This window comes from Streptomyces sp. NPDC006193 (genome assembly GCF_040613915.1).
Lineage (GTDB): Bacteria > Actinomycetota > Actinomycetes > Streptomycetales > Streptomycetaceae > Streptomyces.
In genome coordinates this window covers 218,938-237,814 of sequence record NZ_JBEXTB010000006.1, presented here as the reverse complement: position 1 = coordinate 237,814, position 18,877 = coordinate 218,938, and the positions used below count along the sequence as shown (strand labels likewise).

Here is an 18,877-nt window from a genome sequence, read left to right as displayed (position 1 = left end):
GTCATGGAATCAGAACAAGCAAAAAACTGCAACGACTCTACTTAGCGATTGGTTCGACTGTCGGATACGCTCTGGACATGACCGTGCCCCCCGTCAGCCGCCGCGACCGCAAGAAGGCGGCCACCCGGCAGGCGATCGCCGACGCCGCACTGCAGCTCTTCCTGGAGCATGGCTACGATCAAGTAGGCATCCGTGACATCGCCGACGCCGCCGACGTGTCGACCGCCACGGTCTTCAAGCACTTCAGCGGCAAGGAAGCCCTGGTGTTCGATCAGGACAAGGACAGGGAGTCAGAACTGATCGCCGCGGTGCGGCAGCGACCCTCCGGTCAGAGCATCCTCGACGCCCTCCGGCATCACCTCCTCGACACCTGGCCCTCGGTCGAGGCACATCCTCAGGCGGCGGAGTTCACCAACCTGGTGAACTCCACGCCGGCGCTGCGGGCGTACGCCGAACGCATGTGGACCCGGTACACCGACAGCCTCAGCGCAGCCATCGCCGACGAGATCGGCGTGGACCACGACGACCTCGCATGTGCGGCCCTTGCTCGATTCGTACTCGACATCCCGGCCCTCGCTCGCGGTCGGCAGGACCGCCGAGCCGCCATCGAGGCGATCTTCGACCTCCTCACACACGGCTGGGAACCACCCAACAAGCCGCCCGCGCCGTAGCCCCCACCCTGCGTTTCGGCCGCAGTCACCCCTCGGCCCGGGACCGAGAAATGACATCCCCTCATCCCGAGGGGAGCACCTCAGCCCCCCACGCACGCGCACCCGCACCCCCGTTGCCGAGCGCACTTCCCAGCGGGGGCCGGCGCAACCCCCTCAGGGGCGCGGGGAACTGCGCGCTCAGCCCGCATCCGCCCGCACCCGGCGCAGAAGGCGCACCCCGCGCCCCGTACCCCCGCCACCCCGCAGGGGATCAGCGGTGTGCGGCCACGGCGAACAGCTGCTCCTCCACATGGTCCAAGGCCAGCCGCAGCGCCCCCGTGGCCACGGCCGCCTCACCCAGCACCGACAGCGTCACCCGAGGCGGCCGCAGGCAGTAGCGCGCCAGTTCACGCCGCAGCGGCTCCAGCACGCCGTCCAGCCCGGCGGCCCAGCCGCCGACCACGACCAGCTCCGGATCGAGCGCCAGCACCAGCGCGGCCACGTCGTGCACGAGCCGCTGGATGAACCGCGCGACGGCCGCCAGGGCCCGCGGGTCACCTTGCCGCGCCAGTGCGAACACCTCGGCGACGGCCTGTTCGTCCAGCGGGTGCAACGGCTTGTCGGTGGTGGACAGCAACGCCTCCGGCGTCGCCTCCCGGCCCAGCAGATGCAGCGCGCCGATCTCCCCGGCCGCCCCGCCGTAGCCCCGGTGCAGCCGTCCGCCGATCAGCGAACCGGCCCCCGGGCTCAGTCCCGCCAGGACGAACACCACGTCGTCCGAGTCGGCCGCCGCACCCTTCCAGTGCTCGGCGACGGCGGCCGCGTTGGCGTCGTTCTCCACCAGCACCGGGCACCGGAAGGAACGGCTCAGCCGCTCCCCGAGCCGCAGGCCGGTCCACTGCGGCAGGGCCGTGCTCAGCCGCACCGTGCCGTCGGCCTCCACGATGCCCGGCGTGCCCACGCCGACCGCCCGCAGCGAGCCGCGTGCGACCCCGGCCCGGCGCAGCAGTTCGGCGGCCGCGCCGCGCAACCGGTCCAGCCGCTCGTCGGCCGGGGCCGTCTCGTCGACCTCCCTGGCCTGCGCGCCCAGCACCCGCCCGTCGAGGTCGGACAGGAGCGCGGCGACCCGGTGCGGCCCGACCTCCAGGCCCAGCAGGTGCCCCGCCTCCGCCCGGAACCGGTACCGGCGGGCGGGCCGTCCCTGCCGGCGCGTGCCGCCCCCGTCGGCCGCCGCCTCCACGACGAGGCCGCCGTCGACGAGTCCTTCCACGACCCCTTCGACGGTCGGCCGGGACAGTCCGGTGACGCGGGCGATCTCGGTGAGCGTCGCCCGGTCCGTCGCGCGCAGGGCGTGCAGCACCACCGCGGAGTTGATCCTTCGCAGCAGCGAGGGATCGCCACCGGTCAGCTGCCCCACCGTCCGTCCTTCCAGCTCGCAGACGTGTTGGCCGGATGCTACTCGGCCACGCCCACCCCGGCGAGTGCCGGGTTCCGCCGGCCGGCCCCCGGTCAGCCCGGCTCCACGAACCCCGACTCGTAGGCCGCGATCACCGCCTGCGTGCGGTCCCGCGCGCCCAGCTTGGCCAGGACGGCGCTCACGTGCGACTTCACCGTCTCCGCGCCGACGACCAGCCGGGCGGCGATCTCCGCGTTCGACAGCCCCCGCGTCATCAGCCGCAGCACCTCCGCCTCCCGCTCCGTCAGCCGGGCCCGCTCCAGCGCGGCCCGCGCGGGGCGGCCGCCGTCGCCGTACCGGGCGGCGAGGCGCCGTACGGAGGCGGGGAACAGCAGCGACTCGCCCTCCGCCACCAGCCGCACCGCGTGCACGATCTCCGCCGGCCGGGCCCGCTTCAGCAGGAAGCCGTCGGCGCCCGCCCGCAGCGCCTCGTACACGAGCTCGTCGTCCTCGAACGTGGTCACCACGAGGATCTTCGGCGGCTCGGGGACCGTGCGCAGCACCGCGCGTGTGGCCTCGATGCCGTCCATGAGGGGCATCCGCACGTCCATGGCGACCACGTCCGGCCGTAGCCGCCGGACCAGCGGGATGACCGCCGCGCCGTCGGCGGCCTCGCCGGCCACCTCGATGTCCGGCTGCGCCTCCAGCACGGCACGCAGCCCCGCGCGGACCAGGGGTTCGTCGTCGACGACGAGCACGGTGACGGGCATCCGGCCAGCGTAGATCAGCCGAGCGGCAGCTCCGCGCGCACCTGCCAGTCGCCTTCGTGGGGGCCGCCGCGGGCGGTGCCGCCGAGCAGCGCGGCCCGCTCCCGTATGCCGCGCAGGCCGCTGCCCCGGCCGGGGCCGGGTGTCGTGCCGGGCAGCGGATTGCGGACCTCCAGCGCGAGCAGGCCGCCGTCGACCGCGACCCGGACGCGCACCGGCACGGCTCCCGCGTGCCGCAGCACGTTGGTCAGTGCCTCCTGAAGGATGCGGTACCCCTCCCGGGACACCGGCCCCGGCACGGCCTCGACCGCACCCGTCACCTCGGCTTCGACCGCCGCCCCGGCGGCCCGCGCCGACTCCAGCAGCCGCCCCGCGTCGGCCAGGGTGGGCCGCGCGCTCACCGGCTGCTCGGCCTCCCGCAGCACGCCCAGCACCCGCTCCAGGTCCTCCAGCGCGGCCCGGCCGGTCTCCTCGACGGCGCTCAGCGCCCGGTCGGTGAACTCCGGATCGCGGGCCGCGCGCGCGGCGCCTGCCTGCAGCACCGCGACCGTCAGGGCGTGCCCGATCGAGTCGTGCAACTCCCGCGCGATCCGCGTGCGTTCCAGCAGCCGCTCGGTGCGCTCCTCCAGCACCGCAAGCCGCTCGGCGGCCGACGGCCCGAGCAGCCGGCGCGCACCGGTGGTGATCATGGCGCCCAATGCGACGACCACGCCGTACAGGGCGAGCAGGGGCAGCGGCGCCAGCAGCGCCCAGGCGCGGTGCGGCGGCAGCCGGTCCAGCAGCGGGACCCCGGCCGGTTCCTCCCCCCACGCGCAACGCGCGAGCTCCCAGCAGAGGATGGGCAGCCACACCGAGGCGAACGCGGTGGCCCAGCCGAGCAGCATGCGCAGCTCCAGCCACAGCAGCGTACGCAGCCGGTCCCGCCAGGTCGCCGACGGCGTCTCGGAGATGCCCGGTTCCGGCTCGCCGGGCGTGAGCAGCAGCCGCGCCTGCACGCCCTCGGCGGTGCGCACCGCGGGCACCAGGCCGAGCGGGACGAGCAGCAGCGCGGGCACCCAGGGGGTCGACACGTCGATCAGGAGCCAGACGCTGACCGCCAGCGCCGGCACCCACAGGTGCAGCAGGCGGGTGTACGTCGTCCCACGCAGCAGCGGGCGCAGAAAGCGGGCCATGAGCTCATCGTCGCAGGCGGGAGCGACGGCACACCTCCCCCGCAGGGGGGACACGGTCTCCACCGGCGGGGGAGGAGCCGGCCCCCTCGTGCGGCCAGGCTGGTGCCATGACCAGCATCGACGTACGAGACCTCAGCAAGGACTACGGCGGCCGGCGGGCCGTGGACCAGCTCACCTTCCGCGTGCACCCGGGCCGGGTCACCGGCTTCCTCGGCCCCAACGGCGCCGGCAAGTCCACCACCCTGCGCCTCGTCCTCGGCCTCGACCGGCCCACCGCCGGCGCCGCGACCGTCGGCGGCCGGCCCTACCGCGAACTGTGCGACCCGCTGCGCCGGGTGGGCTCCCTGCTGGACGCCCGCGCCGCACACGGCTCCCGCACCGCCCGCGACCATCTGCGGGTCCTCGCCGCGAGCAACCGCATCCCGCCCGGTCGCGTCGACGCCGTCCTGGAGGAGACCGGACTCGCCCCGGTGGCCCGGCGCCCGGTGCGGACGTACTCCCTCGGCATGCGCCAGCGGCTCGGCATCGCCGCGGCCCTGCTCGGCGACCCCGAGGCCGTCCTGCTCGACGAACCCGCCAACGGCCTCGACCCCGAAGGCATCGTCTGGATCCGCACGCTGCTGCGCCGGCTCGCCGGGGAAGGCCGCACGGTCCTGGTGTCCAGCCACCTCATGGGCGAGACCGCCGCGTTCGCCGACCATCTGCTGATCCTCGGCCGCGGCCGGCTGCTCGCGGACACGCCGGTCGAAGACTTCATCCACGCCCGCGTACGGCCCCGGGTCCGTATCCGCACCACCGAGCCCGCCGCCCTCGGCGACCTCCTCGCCCGGCACCGCCACGACGCCTCACGGGACGCGGACGGCGCCTGGACCGTCCGGCACGCACGCGCGGACGACATCGGCCGGCTGATGTCCGAGGCGGGCCTGCCCGTCCTGGAACTCGCCCCCCGGGAGGCCACCCTGGAGGAGGCCTATCTCGATCTCACCGCGGCCGAGGCCGAGTTCGCCGCGCCGGCCGAGGAGGACTGACCATGCCCTTCGCACCCGTGCTCCACGCCGAACTGCTCAAGATCCGCACGCTGCGCTCCCTGCTGGGCGCCCTCGCCGCGGTCCTCGTCGCCACCGCCGCCTGGTCCGCCCTCGCCACGGCCGACGGCGACGACTCCGACCCGCTGTACTCGGTGTTCTTCGGCATCAGCTTCGGCCAGGTCGCCGCGATCGCCTTCGGCACGGCGGCCGTCTCGGCGGAGTTCCGGGGCGGCGCGCTGCGACTGACCCTGGCGGCGGTGCCCGACCGGGGGCGCTGGTTCGCGGCGAAGGCGACGGCGATCGCCCTGCCGGCGCTGGTGGTCGGGCTGCTCACGGGGTTCGTCACGCTCCTGGTCGGCCGGGCGGCGCTCGGCGCGTCCGCTCCCGGCTGGGCCGAGGGCGTGCGCGGCGCCGTCGGCTGCGGCCTGCACCTGATGTTGATGGCCCTGTTCGCCGCCGGACTCGCGGCCGTCCTGCGCAGCGGCGCCGCCACCCTCTCCGTGCTCGTCCCTTTCGTGCTGATCGTGTCCTTCGTGGTCGGCGACCTGGCCGGCGGTGTCGCGGACTTCCTGCCGGACCGGGCCGGCCAAGTGGCCCTGCACAGCACCTGGGAGGGCGCCCTCGGCCCGTGGAGCGGGCTCGCGGTGACCGCGCTGTGGACGGCGGCGGCGCTGCTCGCGGGCGGATGGAGCATCCGGTCCAGGGACGCCTGACGGACGGCGGGGAGCGGGGGCCGGCTGACGGAACGCCAAGTGTCAGTGGCGACCGGTTTACTGGATCGCATGGACATCGCGCAGTGCCTGACCCTCATCGACCTGCTGTGCGCCCGGCGGTTCCCGCCGGCGCGCGCCGGGACGGAGCACGGCGAGAGCGGGCCCGGCTACCACATAGCCGCTTTACGGACGAGCGAGGGCTTCTGGGAGGGCGACGGCAGCGAACGGGACCGGACGCGGGCGCAGTACGAGGCCGAGCGGGATGCGCTCGCCGAGCGCCTCGGCGAGCGGTGGGGGCCGCCGCAGCACATCAGCCTGTACAGCGTGTTCGAACGCACCATGACGGGCGAGGATCTCGAGGAACCGTGGGCGGGACTCAGCGGCCACGTCCCGGACGTCCAGTTGTGGCGGCCGCCCGGGGCGGGCCGCTGGATCGCCCTCGGTGTGTCCCAGTGGGACGAGGAGCTGCCGTTTCAGCTGCTCGGGATAGTGACGGAGACCGACCCGCCGTGACCGGTCCCGTCCGCCGCCCGGCGCAGCCGGGCGAACTCCTCCGCCATCGTGGCCGTGGTCCAGTGCGCGTTCAGGCCGCTGGGGTTGGGCAGCACCCACACCCGGGTGTCCCCGATCGTCCGCTCCTGCGGGCCGACCCTGGCCGTGCGGTCGCCGAAGGCGGCCCGGTACGCGGTCACCCCGACCACGGCCAGCCAGCCCGGCCGCAGCCGCCGCACCTTCTCGCTCAGCAGCCGACCGCCCTCGACGTACTCCTCGGCGGTCAGCTCGTCCGCCCGCGCGGTCGCCCGCGCCACCACGTTGGTGATGCCGAGGCCGTAGGACAGCAGCTCCCGCTGCTCGGCCGGCTTCAGCAGCCGCGGCGTGAAACCGGACCGGTGCAGCACCGGCCAGAACCGGTTGCCGGGGCGGGCGAAGTGGTGCCCGGTCGCCGCTGTCATCAGCCCCGGGTTGATGCCGCAGAACAGCACCCGGAGGCCGTCCGAGACCACGTCCGGGACGAGACGGTCGCGGGCGGCCTCCAGTTCCGCCCGCGTGAAGCGTGCAGGGCGGGGCGTGCCGGTCAGAGGATCGCTCCGGGGGTGTAACCGGCGGCCTCCGGATGCTGCTTGACGATCTCCTCGATCCGGCCGACGACCACGCCGACCTGGTCGGCCGCGGCGCCGGTGAAGGACAGCTTGTCGGCCATCAGCGCGGCCAGCTGCTCCCGGTCGAGCGGCAGCCGCTCGTCGGCGGCGAGCTTGTCGAGCAGGTCGTTGCGCTCGGCGCCCTGTTCGCGCATCGCCAGCGCGGTGGCCACGGCGTTCTCCTTGATCGCCTCGTGCGCGACCTCGCGGCCGACGCCGGCCCGCACGGCGCCCATGAGCACCTTGGTGGTGGCCAGGAACGGCAGGTAGCGGTCCAGCTCACGGGCGACGACGGCGGGGAAGGCGCCGAACTCGTCGAGGACCGTCAGGAAGGTCTCCAGCAGACCGTCCAGGGCGAAGAAGGCGTCCGGGAGCGCGACGCGGCGCACCACCGAGCAGGACACGTCGCCCTCGTTCCACTGGTCGCCCGCCAGCTCGCCGGTCATCGAGGCGTAGCCGCGCAGGACGACCATCAGGCCGTTGACGCGCTCGCAGGAGCGGGTGTTCATCTTGTGCGGCATCGCCGACGAGCCGACCTGGCCCGGCTTGAAGCCCTCGGTGACCAGTTCGTGCCCGGCCATCAGCCGGATCGTCTTCGCCAGCGACGACGGCGCGGCCGCAAGCTGCACCAGCGCGGTGACGACCTCGTAGTCCAGCGAGCGCGGGTAGACCTGGCCGACGGAGGTGAACGCCTGACCGAAGCCGAGGTGCTGCGCGATCCGCCCCTCCAGTTCGGCGAGCTTGGCCGCGTCCCCGCCCAGCAGGTCCAGCATGTCCTGCGCGGTGCCGACCGGGCCCTTGATGCCGCGCAGCGGGTAGCGGCCCAGCAGCTCCTCCACGCGCGCGTGGGCGACGAGCAGTTCGTCGGCGGCGGTCGCGAACCGCTTGCCCAGGGTGGTGGCCTGCGCGGCGACGTTGTGCGAACGGCCGGCCACGACCAGCTCGGCGTACTCGCCGGCGAGCTTGCCGAGCCGCGCCAGGACGGCCACGGTGCGGTCGCGCATCAGCTCCAGCGACAGCCGGATCTGCAGCTGCTCGACGTTCTCCGTCAGGTCGCGGGAGGTCATGCCCTTGTGCACGTGCTCGTGCCCGGCGAGGTCGTTGAACTCCTCGATCCGCGCCTTCACGTCGTGCCGGGTGACCTTCTCGCGCTCGGCGATCGAGGCCAGGTCGACGGTGTCCAGGACACGCTCGTAGTCGGCGATCGCCTCGTCCGGGACGTCGATGCCGAGGTCCTTCTGGGCCCGCAGCACGGCGAGCCAGAGCTGCCGCTCCAGCCTCACCTTCTGCTCGGGCGACCAGAGAGTGGCGAGCTCGGCGGAGGCGTACCGTCCGGCGAGGACGTTGGGGATGCGGGGCTTGGCGGGCGCAGAAGTCACGTGTCCAGATTCTACTGGCGGTTCGTGCAGGCGAGCGCCACCGGGGTGTTCGGCGGAAGCTACGAGAGCCCGGTCACTCCAGGGTGCCGGGCCCTCGCTGCGGGGCGGGGCGGGCGCCTACGCCGGGTCCTCGTAGGGGAGCAGCTCGGGACGCTTGGCGGGGCGGCCGTCGCCCGAGGAGCGGCCGGTCAGACGGCGGCCTATCCACGGCAGCAGGTGCTGCCGGGCGAACCGGACGTCGGCGATCCGGCGCGTCACCCAGCCCGGCGGTACCGCGGCCGCCATCGGCACGTGCCACTCGCGGTCCTCGGGCTCGTGTCCGAGGGCCTGCCACACCGCCTCGGCGACCCGGCGATGCCCCTCCGCCGTCAGGTGCAGCCGGTCCACGTCCCACATCTGCGGGTCGGCCAGCGCGGGCGCCCCGTACAGGTCGACCACCAGCGCGCCGTGCTTGGCCGCCAGCTCGTCCACGCAGGCGAACAGCTCCTCCATGCGCGGCCGGAACCGTTCCAGCACCGGGCCCCGGCGGCCGGGGCTGCGCATCAGCACCAGCTGCCGGCAGGAGGGCGCCAGCCGCTCCACGGCCTCGGTGAGCAGGTCGCGGACCCGGCCCATGTCGCACTTGGGGCGCAGGGTGTCGTTGAGCCCGCCGACCAGGGTGACGACGTCGGCGTTCATGGCCGCCGCCACGCCCACCTGCTCGTCCACGATCTGCCCGATGAGTTTCCCGCGCACGGCCAGGTTGGCGTACCGGAACCCGGGGGTGCGGGCGGCCATCCGCGCGGCGAGCAGATCGGCCCAGCCCCGGTAGGAGCCGTCGGGCAGCAGGTCCGACATGCCCTCGGTGAAGGAGTCGCCGACCGCGACCAGGCTTGAGTAACGGGGAGGTGTGGAGTTCGTCTGCATGGCGACAGCGATGGTATCCCCCCGGCATACCCGCCGGTCGGTCCCCCCGCGCCACCCACCGTCCCGCCCCGGCCCCGGCGCGCCCCCGCGGTGGGCTGCGCACCCGGCCGGGCCGTGCGCCCTCCCTCGCCGCCCGGCCCGACGCACCGGAGTGCCCGGTGCGGGTCCCGGTACCGCCCCGCCCGCCGGCCTGCCGCCCGGTGGGGGCCGCCGTGGCCGCGCAGGGGGGATCACCCCTGCGCGGGGTGGCCGAACAGTTGCCGCAGGACGTCTTCCATGGTGACCAGGCCCGCCAGCCGGCCGTCGTCGCCGAGGACCGCCGCGAGGTGTGTCCGGCTGCCCCGCATGGCGGTGAGGACGTCGTCCAGCGGGGTGCGCTCGCGGACGCGCGCGATGGACCGCATGTCCCGCAGCCGGAACGGGATGTTCCGCGGCGTGGCGTCCAGCGCGTCCTTCACATGCAGGTAGCCCACGATCCGGCGGCCCGCGTCGACCACCGGGAAGCGGGAGAACCCGGACTCGGCCGACAGCCGCTCCAGCTGCTCCGGGGTGACGCCCACGTGCGTGTAGACCACCCGCTCCAGCGGCACCACCACGTCCCGCACCGGCCGGCTGCCCAGCTCCAGGGCGTCGTGCAGCCGTTCCTGCGCCCGGCCGTCGATCAGGCCCGCCTCGCTGGCGTCCTTGACGATCTCCGCCAGTTCGGCGTCCGTGAAGGTCGCCGCGACCTCGCCCTTCGCCTCCACCCGCAGCAGCTTCAGCAGACCGTTGGCGAAGGCGTTGATCGCGAAGATCACCGGTCGCAGCGCCCGGGAGAGTGCGACGAGGGGCGGGCCCAGGAGCAGGGCGCTGCGCACGGGTTCGGCGAGCGCGACGTTCTTGGGGACCATCTCGCCGAGCAGCATGTGCAGGTAGGTCGCCAGGGTCAGCGCGATCACGAAGGACACCGCGTGACCCGCGCCCGCCGGCACGCCGGCCGTGTGGAACACCGGCTCCAGCAGATGCGCGATGGCCGGCTCGGCGACCACGCCGAGGACCAGCGTGCACAGGGTGATGCCGAGCTGGGCGGCGGCCAGCAGGGCGGAGACGTGTTCGAGTCCCCACAGCACGCTCCGCGCGCGCCGGTCGCCCTCCTGGGCGAGCGGCTCGACCTGCGAGCGCCGCACGGAGATCAGCGCGAACTCCGCGCCGACGAAGAAGGCGTTGACGACGAGGGTCGTCAGGCCGATCAGCAGCTGTACGGCGGTCATCGCGTCCCCTCCCGCCACTCGCCGGTCCGCGTCCGCCCGCCGGCTTCGTCGCCGGCCGGCGTCCGCCCGCGGGATCCCCCACCGGCGCGCGTCCGCCCGCCGGCCCTCCCGCCGGACTCTTCCCCGGACCTCCCCGTGGTCCGCTCCCCGGCCCAGTCACCGGCCTGCGCGTCGGTCCGTTCGTCGTCCAGCGGCGCGTGCAGCAGCACCCGGGCGGCCCGGCGGCCCGAGGCGTCGACCACCTCCAGCCGCCAGCCGGCGACGTCGACGCTGTCCCCGGCGGCGGGTATCCGGCCCAGCTCGGTGGCGACCAGGCCGGCCAGCGTCTCGTACGGTCCCTCGGGCACGCGCAGACCCACGCGCGCGAGCTGGTCGGTGCGGGCGGCGCCGTCCGCCAGGTACAGGCCCCGGCCCTCCTCGTCCGCGCCGGCGGGAGCGAGGTCGGGCGTCTCGTGCGGGTCGTGCTCGTCCCGCACCTCGCCCACGACCTCCTCCACGATGTCCTCCAGCGTCACCACTCCGGCCGTGCCGCCGTACTCGTCGATGACGACGGCCATGGTGCGCCTGCCGCCGAGCCGGTCCAGCAGCCGGTCGACGGTCAGGGACTCGGGCACCAGCAGCGGCTCGCGCATCACCTGGCCGACCGTGCGGTGGCGCCGCTGGTCGGCGGGGACGGCCAGCACGTCCTTGATGTGGGCGGTGCCGACGACGGAGTCCAGGGTGCCCCGGTGGACCGGGAACCGCGACAGGCCGGTGGCCCGGGTCGCGTTCGCCACGTCCTCGCAGGTCGCCTGGATGTCGAGGGAGACGACCTGGACGCGCGGGGTCATCACGTTCTCCGCCGTGAGGTCGGCCAGGTTCAGTGTCCGCACGAACAGCTCGGCGGTGTCCGGCTCCAGGTAGCCCTCCCGGGCGGAGTGCCGGGCGAGGGCGGCCAGCTCCTGCGGCCCGCGCGCGGAGGCCAGCTCCTCGGCGGGCTCGATGCCGAAGCGGCGCACGAACCGGTTGGCGGTGTTGTTCAGATGGGTGATGAAGGGCCGGAAGGCGGCACTGAACCAGCGCTGTGCGTTGCCCACGCGCCTGGCCACGGCCAGCGGCGAGGAGATCGCCCAGTTCTTCGGCACCAGCTCGCCGACGACCATCAGGAACACCGTGGACAGGGCCGTGCCCAGGACCAGCGCCGCGGAGTTCGCCGTGCCGCCGGACAGGCCCGTCGCCCGGAACGGGCCGGCGAGCAGCGCGGCGACGGACGGCTCGGCGAGCATGCCGACCACCAGGTTGGTGACGGTGATGCCGAGCTGGGCGCCGGAGAGCTGGAAGGTGAGGTTCCGTACGGCTTTCAGGGCGCCGGCGGCGCCGCGTTCGCCGCGCTCGGCGGCCCGCTCCAGTTCGCCGCGCTCGACCGTGGTCAGCGAGAACTCCGCCGCGACGAAGGCGCCGCAGGCGAGCGACAGCAGGATCGCCACGAGCAGGAGGAGCACTTCGGTCATCGGGTCACCCCCGTCCCATGGTCGGACGGGGCAGGGGGGATCGCGCGGTGTCGCGGACCGGGAGGCTCGCCCATGGGCGGACGCCACAACCTTTCATAGAGGGCCGAGTGCTCCATCAAGAGTAAAGGATGGGCAAAAAGCCGTCCGGTGGGGCGGCCGCGGCCCGCTCCCGCTGCGGGTCCTCACGACGTCGCGCTGCACGAGACCGTGCCCACGGGTGGCGACGCGGAGCTCGGCGACGGCGACAAGGACGTTCACGGGGGGGAGCCGCCCTAGGGTGTGCTGCCCTGCGATCGGCCGGTTCCCTGGGCGCGCCGCCCGGCGAACGGCCCCTCGGCGAACACGCGTGCGGCGAAGCGTTCGCCGATGCGGCGGTGGGTCGCGGCGTCCGGGTGCAGACCGTCCGGCAGCGGCAGCTCGGCGGCGTCGGCCTCGCCGTACAGCTCCCGTCCGTCGAGGTGGTGCAGGTGCGGGTCCTGCGCCGACCGCTCCGCGACGATCCGGGACAGCTCCTCCCGCACGACGGTCAGCGTCAGCTTCCCGGCGGCCCGCTCGGCCGGGTCCCCGGTCGCCAGGAATGCGAGGCGCCCCTCGCCGAGCGCGGTGAGGTCGTAGGCGGTGGGCCCCGGGGTGTCCTCGTGGAGGGGGCACAGCAGGGGGGAGATCACCAGCAGCGGCGTGTCGGGGTGGCCCTCGCGGAGGGTGTCGAGGAAGCCGTGGACCGCGGGGCCGAAGGCGCGCAGGCGCATCAGGTCGGTGTTGACCACGTTGATGCCGATCTTCACGCTGATCAGGTCGGCCGGGGTGTCGCGCATCGCCCGCGCGGTGAACGGGTCGAGCAGGGCGCTGCCGCTCAGCCCCAGGTTGACCAGCTCCACGCCGCCGAGCCGGGCGGCCAGCGCGGGCCAGGTGGTGCTGGGGCTCGCCGCGTCGGAGCCGTGGCTGATGGAACTGCCGTGGTGCAGCCACACCGGCCGTCCGTCGCGGGGCGCCGGCTCGACGGGGGCGTCGGAGCGCAGCGCGACCAGCCGGGTGGTCTCGTTGTGCGGCAGCCAGATCTCCACTGTCTTGTCCTCGGCGGGCAGGCCGGTGAAGCGGGCGGTGCCGACCGGGCCGGGGCGGTGCTCGGCGGACCCGTCGGTGAGGTCCACGGTCAGGGTGTCACCGCCGGTCACCGTGGTCCGCCCGGCCGGCCGGCCGTCGACCAGCAGGTCGTAGACCCCGTCGGGGCGGGGCGGCGCACCGGCGTAGGCGCGCTTGGTGGGCAGGGTGTCCAGCTCCACCGCGGTGGCCCGGGTGCGGAACACCAGCCGCACGCCGGAGGGCTGTTCCTCGGCCAGGGCGAGCTGGGGGTCCGCGGCCTGCGCGCGGGCCCACGCGGGCAGTCGGTGCGGCAGCAGACCGCGCTCGGTGCGCTCCAGTTCGAGGGCGCCGCGCAGCAGATCGGCGGTGAGGGGCGTGGTGATCCAGTCGGTGGGCATGGTGATCCGGTCCGTTGGCGAAAAGGCCCCGTGGGAACGGGCCTCGGGCGGGTGGGGGCGAGAGTCAGGGGACGGTGGGCGCGGGCCAGTTGCGCAGCAGTGCGTCGAGAGCGTCGAGGACGCGGTCCCAGGACTGCTGGCTGTCGGGGGCGCTGTGGCTGAACCCGCCGGAGAGCTCCAGGCTGACGTAGCCGTGGAAGACGCTGCCCAGCAGCCGGACTGCGTGGGTCTGATCCGGCTCGGTCAGGGCGTAACCGCGCAGCAGGGCGCGGGTCATCCGGGCGTGCCGCACGCCCGCGCTCGCCGCGGCGGTCTCCGGGTCGAGCCGCATCCGGGCCGCCGTGTACCGGCCGGGGTGCTCCCGGGCGTAGTCGCGGTAGACGTTGGCCAGGGCGGTCAGGGCGTCCTTGCCGGCCCGTCCGGCGAGCGCGTCGGCGGCGCGGTCGGCGAGTTCCTCCAGGGCCAGCAGGGCGATCCGCACCCGAAGGTCCTGCGAGCTGCGCACGTGCGCGTACAGGCTCGCCGCCTTGACGCCGAACCGCCGGGCGAGCGCGGACACCGTCACCTGGTCGAAGCCGACCTCGTCCGCGAGCTCCGCGCCCGCACGGGTGAGTCGCTCCGGAGTCAGTCCTGCGCGTGCCATGGCCTTCCCCTCCCGCACGTCCCGGCCCGCGCGCACTCCCTGCCCGCCTGCCTGTCCACCTGACCTCTGTGCCTAAAGGCAATGTGCATCTTCCTACAGGCTATAGGCAAATGGGTTGGAGATGTAGGCGCCGGTCGGCGGGGACGAGCTGCCCGCGGCGGACGAGGTTCTGTCCGCGGCGTCGACCGAGCAGGGCGAGCTGGGGGGTGCGGGCGGCGCCGGGCCTGCTTCGGGACGCGCTGCCGAGCCTGCCGGGTGCCCCGGCCGCGGCGGTAGGCCCGAAGCACGCGGCCGCCGGCCCGTCGGAGGCGGTCGGCGCTCTGTCCGGTCCTCCCGCTGCGCCGCCGGTCGATGAATCCGCCACCGGCGCCGCGGCACCGGCCCGGGTGACGACGCCGCCCGGCCGCGCCCCGGCCGCCGAGCCGCCGGGATCCGCCGCCGTGCACCGGCAGTCAGCCGGCTCGCCCACGGACGCGTCGGCCGGCCGCGCGGGAGCCGAGGGACGGGCGAGGGTGCGCCGGGCGGCCGGGGTGCTGCGCGGGCAACCGACGCGACCGGCGGCTGTCACCGGTCCCGGCGGCGCAGATCGCCGAGCGGCTGAGCGGGGGGCGAGTTCGGCGCCGCCCAGGAGAAGACCCCGGGCGGCGCCGCGGCTGGTCCACCCGCTCGCGCGGCGAGCCGCAGGGCAGGCCCGCCGTCTCGTGCTCCGCCCGTGCCGATCACTCGTGGGCGATCGCCGTCAGCACGTTCATCCGCGACGCCCGCAGCGCCGGCAGCAGCGCCGCCGCCACCCCCACGACCGCCGACCCGGCGACGACCGCGACGATCGTGCCCCAGGGGATCGCCAGCGCCGTCAGCCCGCGCAGGGCGAGCACCTGCTGCATGCACACGCCCCACACCAGCCCGAGACCCAGCCCCAGCACCGCGCCGAACACCGCGATCACCACCGACTCCAGCCGGATCATCCGGCGCAGCTGCCGCCGCCCCAGCCCGATCGCCCGCAGCAGACCGATCTCCCGGGTCCGCTCCACCACCGACAGGGCGAGCGTGTTGACCACGCCGAGCACGGCGATGACGATCGCCAGCCCGAGCAGCGCGTACACCAGGTACAGCAGGACGGCGATCTGGTCGTGCACCAGCTCCTTGTAGTCGGCCTGGTCGCGCACCTGCACCTGCGGGAACGGCCTGAGGGCCCGCTCCAGCCGGGGCCGCAGCTCCGCCGCGTCCGTGCCCGCGGCCGCGTTGACGAACAGCGCCGAGTCCTGCCCGTCCGGCACGTTCCGCCGCAGGGTCGCGAGGCCGAGGAAGACACCGCCCTGGGTGCCGAAGCCCTCGGCCGACTCCTGGTCGGTGAGCGCGCCGACGGTCAGCTCCGTCCGGCGCCCGCCCGGGAACTCGACCGGCAGCACACTGCCGAGACGCACCCCGTGGTCCGCGGCGAAGCCGGCGTCCAGGGCGAGGCGCCCGTCGGCGAGAGCAGCCGCCGAGCCGCCCCGCGCGTAGGTGATGTGCGCGACGTCGTCCAGCCCCGGACCGTACCCGGCGACGGCCGTCGTCACCCGCCGCCCGTCCGGCAGCCGCAGGGCGACGGGACTGAGCCGCTGCCGAACGACGAGCCCGACCCCGGGCGTCGCGGACACCCGGTCGGTGATCTCCTGCGTGAACGGCACGAACTCGGCGTTCTGGACGACGAAGTCGGCGCCCAGCGTCCGGTCGATCTGCCGGTCGAACGACGCCGACATCGAGGCGCTCGCCACCGACATCCCGCCCACCAGGGCCAGGCCCACCATCAACGCGGCGGCCGTCGCCCCGGTACGGCGCGGATTGCGCAGGGCGTTGCGCTGGCTCATCCGGCCGACCGGGCCGAACAGCGCCGGGAACGCCGCGCCCAGCACCCGGATCACCGGCCGCACCAGGAGCGGCCCGCCGACCACGGTCCCGACCAGCGTGAGCACGACGCCCAGCCCCAGCAGCGCGGCCGCCTGCCCGGTCCGCGTCGCCGCCGCGCACCCGGCCAGCGCCGCCGCACCGGCCGCCCCGACCACCGCCCCGGCGACCGCCCGCAGCCGGAGCGGCCGGCCCACCCCCGCGACCTCGGCCTCCGCCAGCGCCGCCATCGGCGAGACGGCTGCGGCGCGCCGCGCCGGCAGGTAGGCGGCCACGAAGGTCACGGCCAGGCCGACCGCATAGGCCACGACGGGCGTGCCCCAGCCGATCACCATCTGGGCGGCCCTCAGGTTCATCCCGAACACGCCCATCAGCCGGATCAGCCCGGCCGCCAGTCCGATCCCGGCCGCCAGCCCGAACGTCGACCCGAACAGCCCCAGCAGCAGCGCCTCCGTGAGCACCGAGCGCCGCACCTGCCGCCGGTCCGCGCCCAGCGCCCGCAGCAGGCCCAGCTCGCGGGTGCGCTGCGCGATCAGCATGGAGAACGTGTTCACGATCAGGAACACGCCGACCAGCAGGGCGACACCGGCGAACCCCAGCATCACGTACTTGATCACGTCCAGGAAGGTGCCGAGGGTGGCGGCGGCCGACTCGGCCTGCTCACCGGCGGTCTTCAGGTCGTACGTCCCGGTGCCGATCGCCGTGCCGATCCGGCGTTCCAGCTCCGCGTCGGACACGCCCGCGGCCGCGTCCACCGAGACGGCGGTCGCCCGCGCCGACGAGCCGAGCAGCTTCCGGCCGGCCACCGCCGGGTCCAGGAACAGCCGGGCCGCCCCTGGGTTGGTCGTGGTGAACGTGGCGATGCCGGTCACCCGGACCCGGAACGAGCCCGGCCGCGCCTGCACGGTCAGCGTGTCCCCGATCCGCACGTGCCTCCGGCCGGCCGTGTCCGCGTCCAGCAGCGCCTCCCCGTCCCCGCGCGGCGCGCGGCCGGAGGTCAGCCGCACCGGGCTGCGGCGCGTGTCGTACCAGGCGGCGGCGACGGTGGGGGCGCCGGCCGCGGGGGCGACCGGCCTGTTGCGGCGGTCGACCACCACGACGTTGCGCACCGACACGTCGGCACGGGCCGCCGCGACACCGGGCACCTTCGCCACCCGGTCGCGCAGCGCGGCCGGCACGGTCTGCACGGCGCCGCTGCGCACCGGCGACCTCAGATCGTCCTTCGGCCCCACGGTCACGTCGGCGGCGGTGGAGGCGAACAACCGGTCGAACGTGCGCGTGACCGTGTCGGAGAAGATCAGGCTGCCCGCCACGAACGCCACGGACAGGACCACGGCCAGCGCGGACAGCGCCAGCCGCCCCTTGTGCGCGAGGAAACTCCGCAACGTCGCCCTGAGCACCGGGTCAGCCCTCCTGGACGCCGCCGTCGGCGCCGAGCCGGCCGCGGGCCCGGTCCAGGCGCTTGAGGCGTTCGAGCACCGTCTGAGCCGTCGGCTCCGCCATCTCGTCCACGATCCGCCCGTCGGCGAGGAAGAGCACCAGGTCGGCCCGGGCGGCGGCACCCGGATCGTGCGTCACCATGACCACCGTCTGCCCGAGGTCGTCGACGGCCCCGCGCAGGAAACCCAGCACCTCCCGCCCGGACCGCGAGTCCAGGTTGCCGGTCGGCTCGTCGGCGAAGATCAGCTCGGGCCGGGAGGCCAGCGCCCGCGCGCACGCCACCCGCTGCTGCTGACCGCCCGAGAGCTCGGCCGGCCGGTGCTCCAGCCGGTCCCGCAACCCGAGCGTGTCGATGACCCGGTCGAGCCACTGCGCGTCGGGCTTCCGGCCCGCGATGTCCAACGGCAAGGTGATGTTCTCCGCCGCCGTCAGCGTCGGGATGAGGTTGAACGACTGGAAGACGAACCCGACCCGGTCCCGCCGCAGCCGGGTCAGCTCCCGCTCCCTGAGCCCGGTGATCTCGGTGCCGCCGAGCCACACCCGGCCGGCCGACACGGTGTCCAGGCCCGCCAGGCAGTGCATCAGCGTGGACTTGCCGGACCCCGAGGGCCCCATCACGGCGGTGAAACGGCCCCGCGCGATGTCCACGTCCACCGCGTCCAGGGCGACCACGGCCGTCTCCCCGGAGCCGTACGCCTTGGTCAGCCCGCGGGCGCGGGCCGCCGGACCGCCGTCCGCCGCGTGCTGCTCAGCAGGTGTGGACAAGGCCGCCTCCCGGTCGCCTGAACCGCCCCGTCGGGGGCGAGCGTAAGGGACGCACCGGGCCGGCGCAGCGCTTCCGTGCGCCCCTTGCCGACGCTAGCACCCCGGCGCTAGCGTCGAGGCATGGCGAAGACCCAGCTGAACGTGCGCGTGGACGAGGGCACCGCCCGCGCGGCCCGCGAGCGCGCCCTGGCCCGCGGCATGAGCGTGAACCGCTACATCGAGGAGCTGGTCCGCCAGGACACCGGCGAGGCGGGCCGCACGTTCGTCGAGGCCGCCGCCGACTTCATGGAGCAGTACGCGTCCGTGTTCGCGCAGGAGCACGCCGAGCCCCGCGGCGGCGGGGCGGGTGAGGGCCGCGGCTGATCACCGAAGCCTCGAAGCCGATCCCTTGAACGACGTCAGCATCGACCTCGCCTGGCTGCTCATGCTCGCCGAACAGCAGACCCCCGGCGACCCGCAGGTCACCGACTGGGGCGCCCTGGTCGCCGCCGTCGCCCGGCACCGGGCCGAGATATTCGGCGTACCGGTCTACGACACCCCGCACGCGCGGGCCGCGGCCCTGCTCCAGCTGCTCATCCACGTGCCGGCGCTGGAGCGCTCCAACGCCCTGTTCGCCTCGGCCGTCGCCTACGGCTACCTGGTCGCCAGCGGGGTGAAGGTCGTCACCACTCCCGAGCGGGTCCGGGGCCTCGCCCGGCTGGTCAAGGACGGCGCGGCGAGCGTCGACGACATCGCGCGGGAACTGCGGCGCTGGAGCGGCTGAGCCGCGGC

At 74.8% G+C, this 18,877-nt stretch carries 18 protein-coding genes; 6 read left to right on the top strand and 12 right to left on the bottom strand.

Annotation, left to right across the window (positions count from 1 at the left end; all coding sequences use genetic code 11):
- Positions 1-77: 77 nt before the first annotated feature.
- On the top strand, positions 78-671 hold the full coding sequence (locus tag ABZ261_RS09650) for a TetR/AcrR family transcriptional regulator (RefSeq protein WP_356857115.1): 594 nt from the start codon (positions 78-80) through the stop codon (positions 669-671).
- A 250-nt stretch (positions 672-921) separates the two neighbouring features.
- Here the strand turns inward: ABZ261_RS09650 and ABZ261_RS09645 are convergent, their stop codons facing one another.
- The 3 genes from ABZ261_RS09645 to ABZ261_RS09635 all read right to left on the bottom strand — a co-directional run bounded on the left by ABZ261_RS09645 (position 922) and on the right by ABZ261_RS09635 (position 3,985).
- Positions 922-2,067 carry an ROK family transcriptional regulator gene (locus tag ABZ261_RS09645; RefSeq protein WP_356857113.1) on the bottom strand — a complete coding sequence of 382 codons (1,146 nt, stop codon included), beginning with the start codon at positions 2,065-2,067 and terminating at the stop codon, positions 922-924.
- Between the two features lie 92 nt (positions 2,068-2,159).
- Positions 2,160-2,816, bottom strand: a complete 657-nt coding sequence (locus ABZ261_RS09640; protein WP_356857111.1) for a response regulator transcription factor — start codon at positions 2,814-2,816, stop codon at positions 2,160-2,162.
- 14 nt (positions 2,817-2,830) lie between these two features.
- The gene (locus ABZ261_RS09635; protein ID WP_356857109.1) at positions 2,831-3,985 is read right to left on the bottom strand and encodes a histidine kinase; all 1,155 of its coding nucleotides are present in this window, start codon (positions 3,983-3,985) and stop codon (positions 2,831-2,833) included.
- Positions 3,986-4,092: 107 nt separating this feature from the next.
- Between ABZ261_RS09635 and ABZ261_RS09630 the strand changes: the two genes are divergently transcribed.
- The 3 genes from ABZ261_RS09630 (at position 4,093) to ABZ261_RS09620 (ending at position 6,239) form a co-directional block, all read left to right on the top strand.
- Entirely contained in the window at positions 4,093-5,013 is a 921-nt protein-coding gene (locus ABZ261_RS09630) for an ATP-binding cassette domain-containing protein (protein ID WP_356857107.1), read from the top strand.
- Positions 5,014-5,015: 2 nt separating this feature from the next.
- Entirely contained in the window at positions 5,016-5,726 is a 711-nt protein-coding gene (locus ABZ261_RS09625; RefSeq protein ID WP_356857105.1) for an ABC transporter permease, read from the top strand.
- A gap of 69 nt (positions 5,727-5,795) precedes the next feature.
- On the top strand, positions 5,796-6,239 hold the full coding sequence (locus tag ABZ261_RS09620; protein WP_356857103.1) for a hypothetical protein: 444 nt from the start codon (positions 5,796-5,798) through the stop codon (positions 6,237-6,239).
- On the opposite strand, the gene mug is transcribed toward ABZ261_RS09620, so the two are convergent.
- The 9 genes from mug to ABZ261_RS09575 form a co-directional block, all read right to left on the bottom strand.
- Complete coding sequence (gene mug / locus ABZ261_RS09615; RefSeq protein WP_356857101.1) at positions 6,200-6,730, bottom strand: G/U mismatch-specific DNA glycosylase; 531 nt, start codon at positions 6,728-6,730, stop codon at positions 6,200-6,202. The genes ABZ261_RS09620 and mug overlap by 40 nt on opposite strands.
- 71 nt (positions 6,731-6,801) lie before the next feature.
- Positions 6,802-8,244, bottom strand: a complete 1,443-nt coding sequence (gene purB / locus ABZ261_RS09610) for an adenylosuccinate lyase (RefSeq protein ID WP_356857099.1) — start codon at positions 8,242-8,244, stop codon at positions 6,802-6,804.
- Between the two features lie 117 nt (positions 8,245-8,361).
- A complete protein-coding gene (locus ABZ261_RS09605; protein WP_356857097.1) occupies positions 8,362-9,150 on the bottom strand; it encodes an SGNH/GDSL hydrolase family protein in 789 nt (262 codons plus the stop codon).
- A 230-nt stretch (positions 9,151-9,380) separates the two neighbouring features.
- A complete protein-coding gene (locus ABZ261_RS09600; protein ID WP_356857095.1) occupies positions 9,381-10,400 on the bottom strand; it encodes a hemolysin family protein in 1,020 nt (339 codons plus the stop codon).
- Positions 10,397-11,890, bottom strand: coding sequence for a hemolysin family protein (locus ABZ261_RS09595; protein WP_356857093.1), 1,494 nt, complete (start codon positions 11,888-11,890; stop codon positions 10,397-10,399). The genes ABZ261_RS09600 and ABZ261_RS09595 overlap by 4 nt, the downstream gene beginning before the upstream one ends.
- Before the next feature lie 272 nt (positions 11,891-12,162).
- A complete protein-coding gene (locus ABZ261_RS09590; RefSeq protein WP_356857091.1) occupies positions 12,163-13,371 on the bottom strand; it encodes a GDSL-type esterase/lipase family protein in 1,209 nt (402 codons plus the stop codon).
- Between the two features lie 64 nt (positions 13,372-13,435).
- On the bottom strand, positions 13,436-14,014 hold the full coding sequence (locus tag ABZ261_RS09585) for a TetR/AcrR family transcriptional regulator (protein WP_356857089.1): 579 nt from the start codon (positions 14,012-14,014) through the stop codon (positions 13,436-13,438).
- Positions 14,015-14,733: 719 nt separating this feature from the next.
- A complete protein-coding gene (locus ABZ261_RS09580; RefSeq protein ID WP_356857087.1) occupies positions 14,734-17,301 on the bottom strand; it encodes an ABC transporter permease in 2,568 nt (855 codons plus the stop codon).
- Positions 17,302-17,305: 4 nt separating this feature from the next.
- Entirely contained in the window at positions 17,306-18,106 is an 801-nt protein-coding gene (locus ABZ261_RS09575; RefSeq protein WP_356857085.1) for an ABC transporter ATP-binding protein, read from the bottom strand.
- 120 nt (positions 18,107-18,226) lie between these two features.
- Between ABZ261_RS09575 and ABZ261_RS09570 the strand changes: the two genes are divergently transcribed.
- A complete protein-coding gene (locus ABZ261_RS09570; RefSeq protein WP_356857083.1) occupies positions 18,227-18,469 on the top strand; it encodes a toxin-antitoxin system HicB family antitoxin in 243 nt (80 codons plus the stop codon).
- Between the two features lie 25 nt (positions 18,470-18,494).
- Positions 18,495-18,869: a fic family toxin-antitoxin system, toxin component gene (locus tag ABZ261_RS09565; RefSeq protein WP_356857081.1), complete on the top strand. Its 375-nt coding sequence runs from the start codon at positions 18,495-18,497 to the stop codon at positions 18,867-18,869.
- Positions 18,870-18,877: the final 8 nt, after the last annotated feature.

Coding starts and splice junctions, on each gene's coding strand:
- ABZ261_RS09635 (WP_356857109.1), bottom strand. CDS start 3,985: ATGGCCCGCTTTCTGCGCCCGCTGCTGCGTGGGACGACGTACACCCGC.
- ABZ261_RS09585 (WP_356857089.1), bottom strand. CDS start 14,014: ATGGCACGCGCAGGACTGACTCCGGAGCGACTCACCCGTGCGGGCGCG.
- ABZ261_RS09640 (WP_356857111.1), bottom strand. CDS start 2,816: ATGCCCGTCACCGTGCTCGTCGTCGACGACGAACCCCTGGTCCGCGCG.
- ABZ261_RS09595 (WP_356857093.1), bottom strand. CDS start 11,890: ATGACCGAAGTGCTCCTCCTGCTCGTGGCGATCCTGCTGTCGCTCGCC.
- ABZ261_RS09625 (WP_356857105.1), top strand. CDS start 5,016: ATGCCCTTCGCACCCGTGCTCCACGCCGAACTGCTCAAGATCCGCACG.
- ABZ261_RS09570 (WP_356857083.1), top strand. CDS start 18,227: ATGGCGAAGACCCAGCTGAACGTGCGCGTGGACGAGGGCACCGCCCGC.
- ABZ261_RS09650 (WP_356857115.1), top strand. CDS start 78: ATGACCGTGCCCCCCGTCAGCCGCCGCGACCGCAAGAAGGCGGCCACC.
- ABZ261_RS09605 (WP_356857097.1), bottom strand. CDS start 9,150: ATGCAGACGAACTCCACACCTCCCCGTTACTCAAGCCTGGTCGCGGTC.
- ABZ261_RS09620 (WP_356857103.1), top strand. CDS start 5,796: ATGGACATCGCGCAGTGCCTGACCCTCATCGACCTGCTGTGCGCCCGG.
- ABZ261_RS09590 (WP_356857091.1), bottom strand. CDS start 13,371: ATGCCCACCGACTGGATCACCACGCCCCTCACCGCCGATCTGCTGCGC.
- ABZ261_RS09600 (WP_356857095.1), bottom strand. CDS start 10,400: ATGACCGCCGTACAGCTGCTGATCGGCCTGACGACCCTCGTCGTCAAC.
- ABZ261_RS09630 (WP_356857107.1), top strand. CDS start 4,093: ATGACCAGCATCGACGTACGAGACCTCAGCAAGGACTACGGCGGCCGG.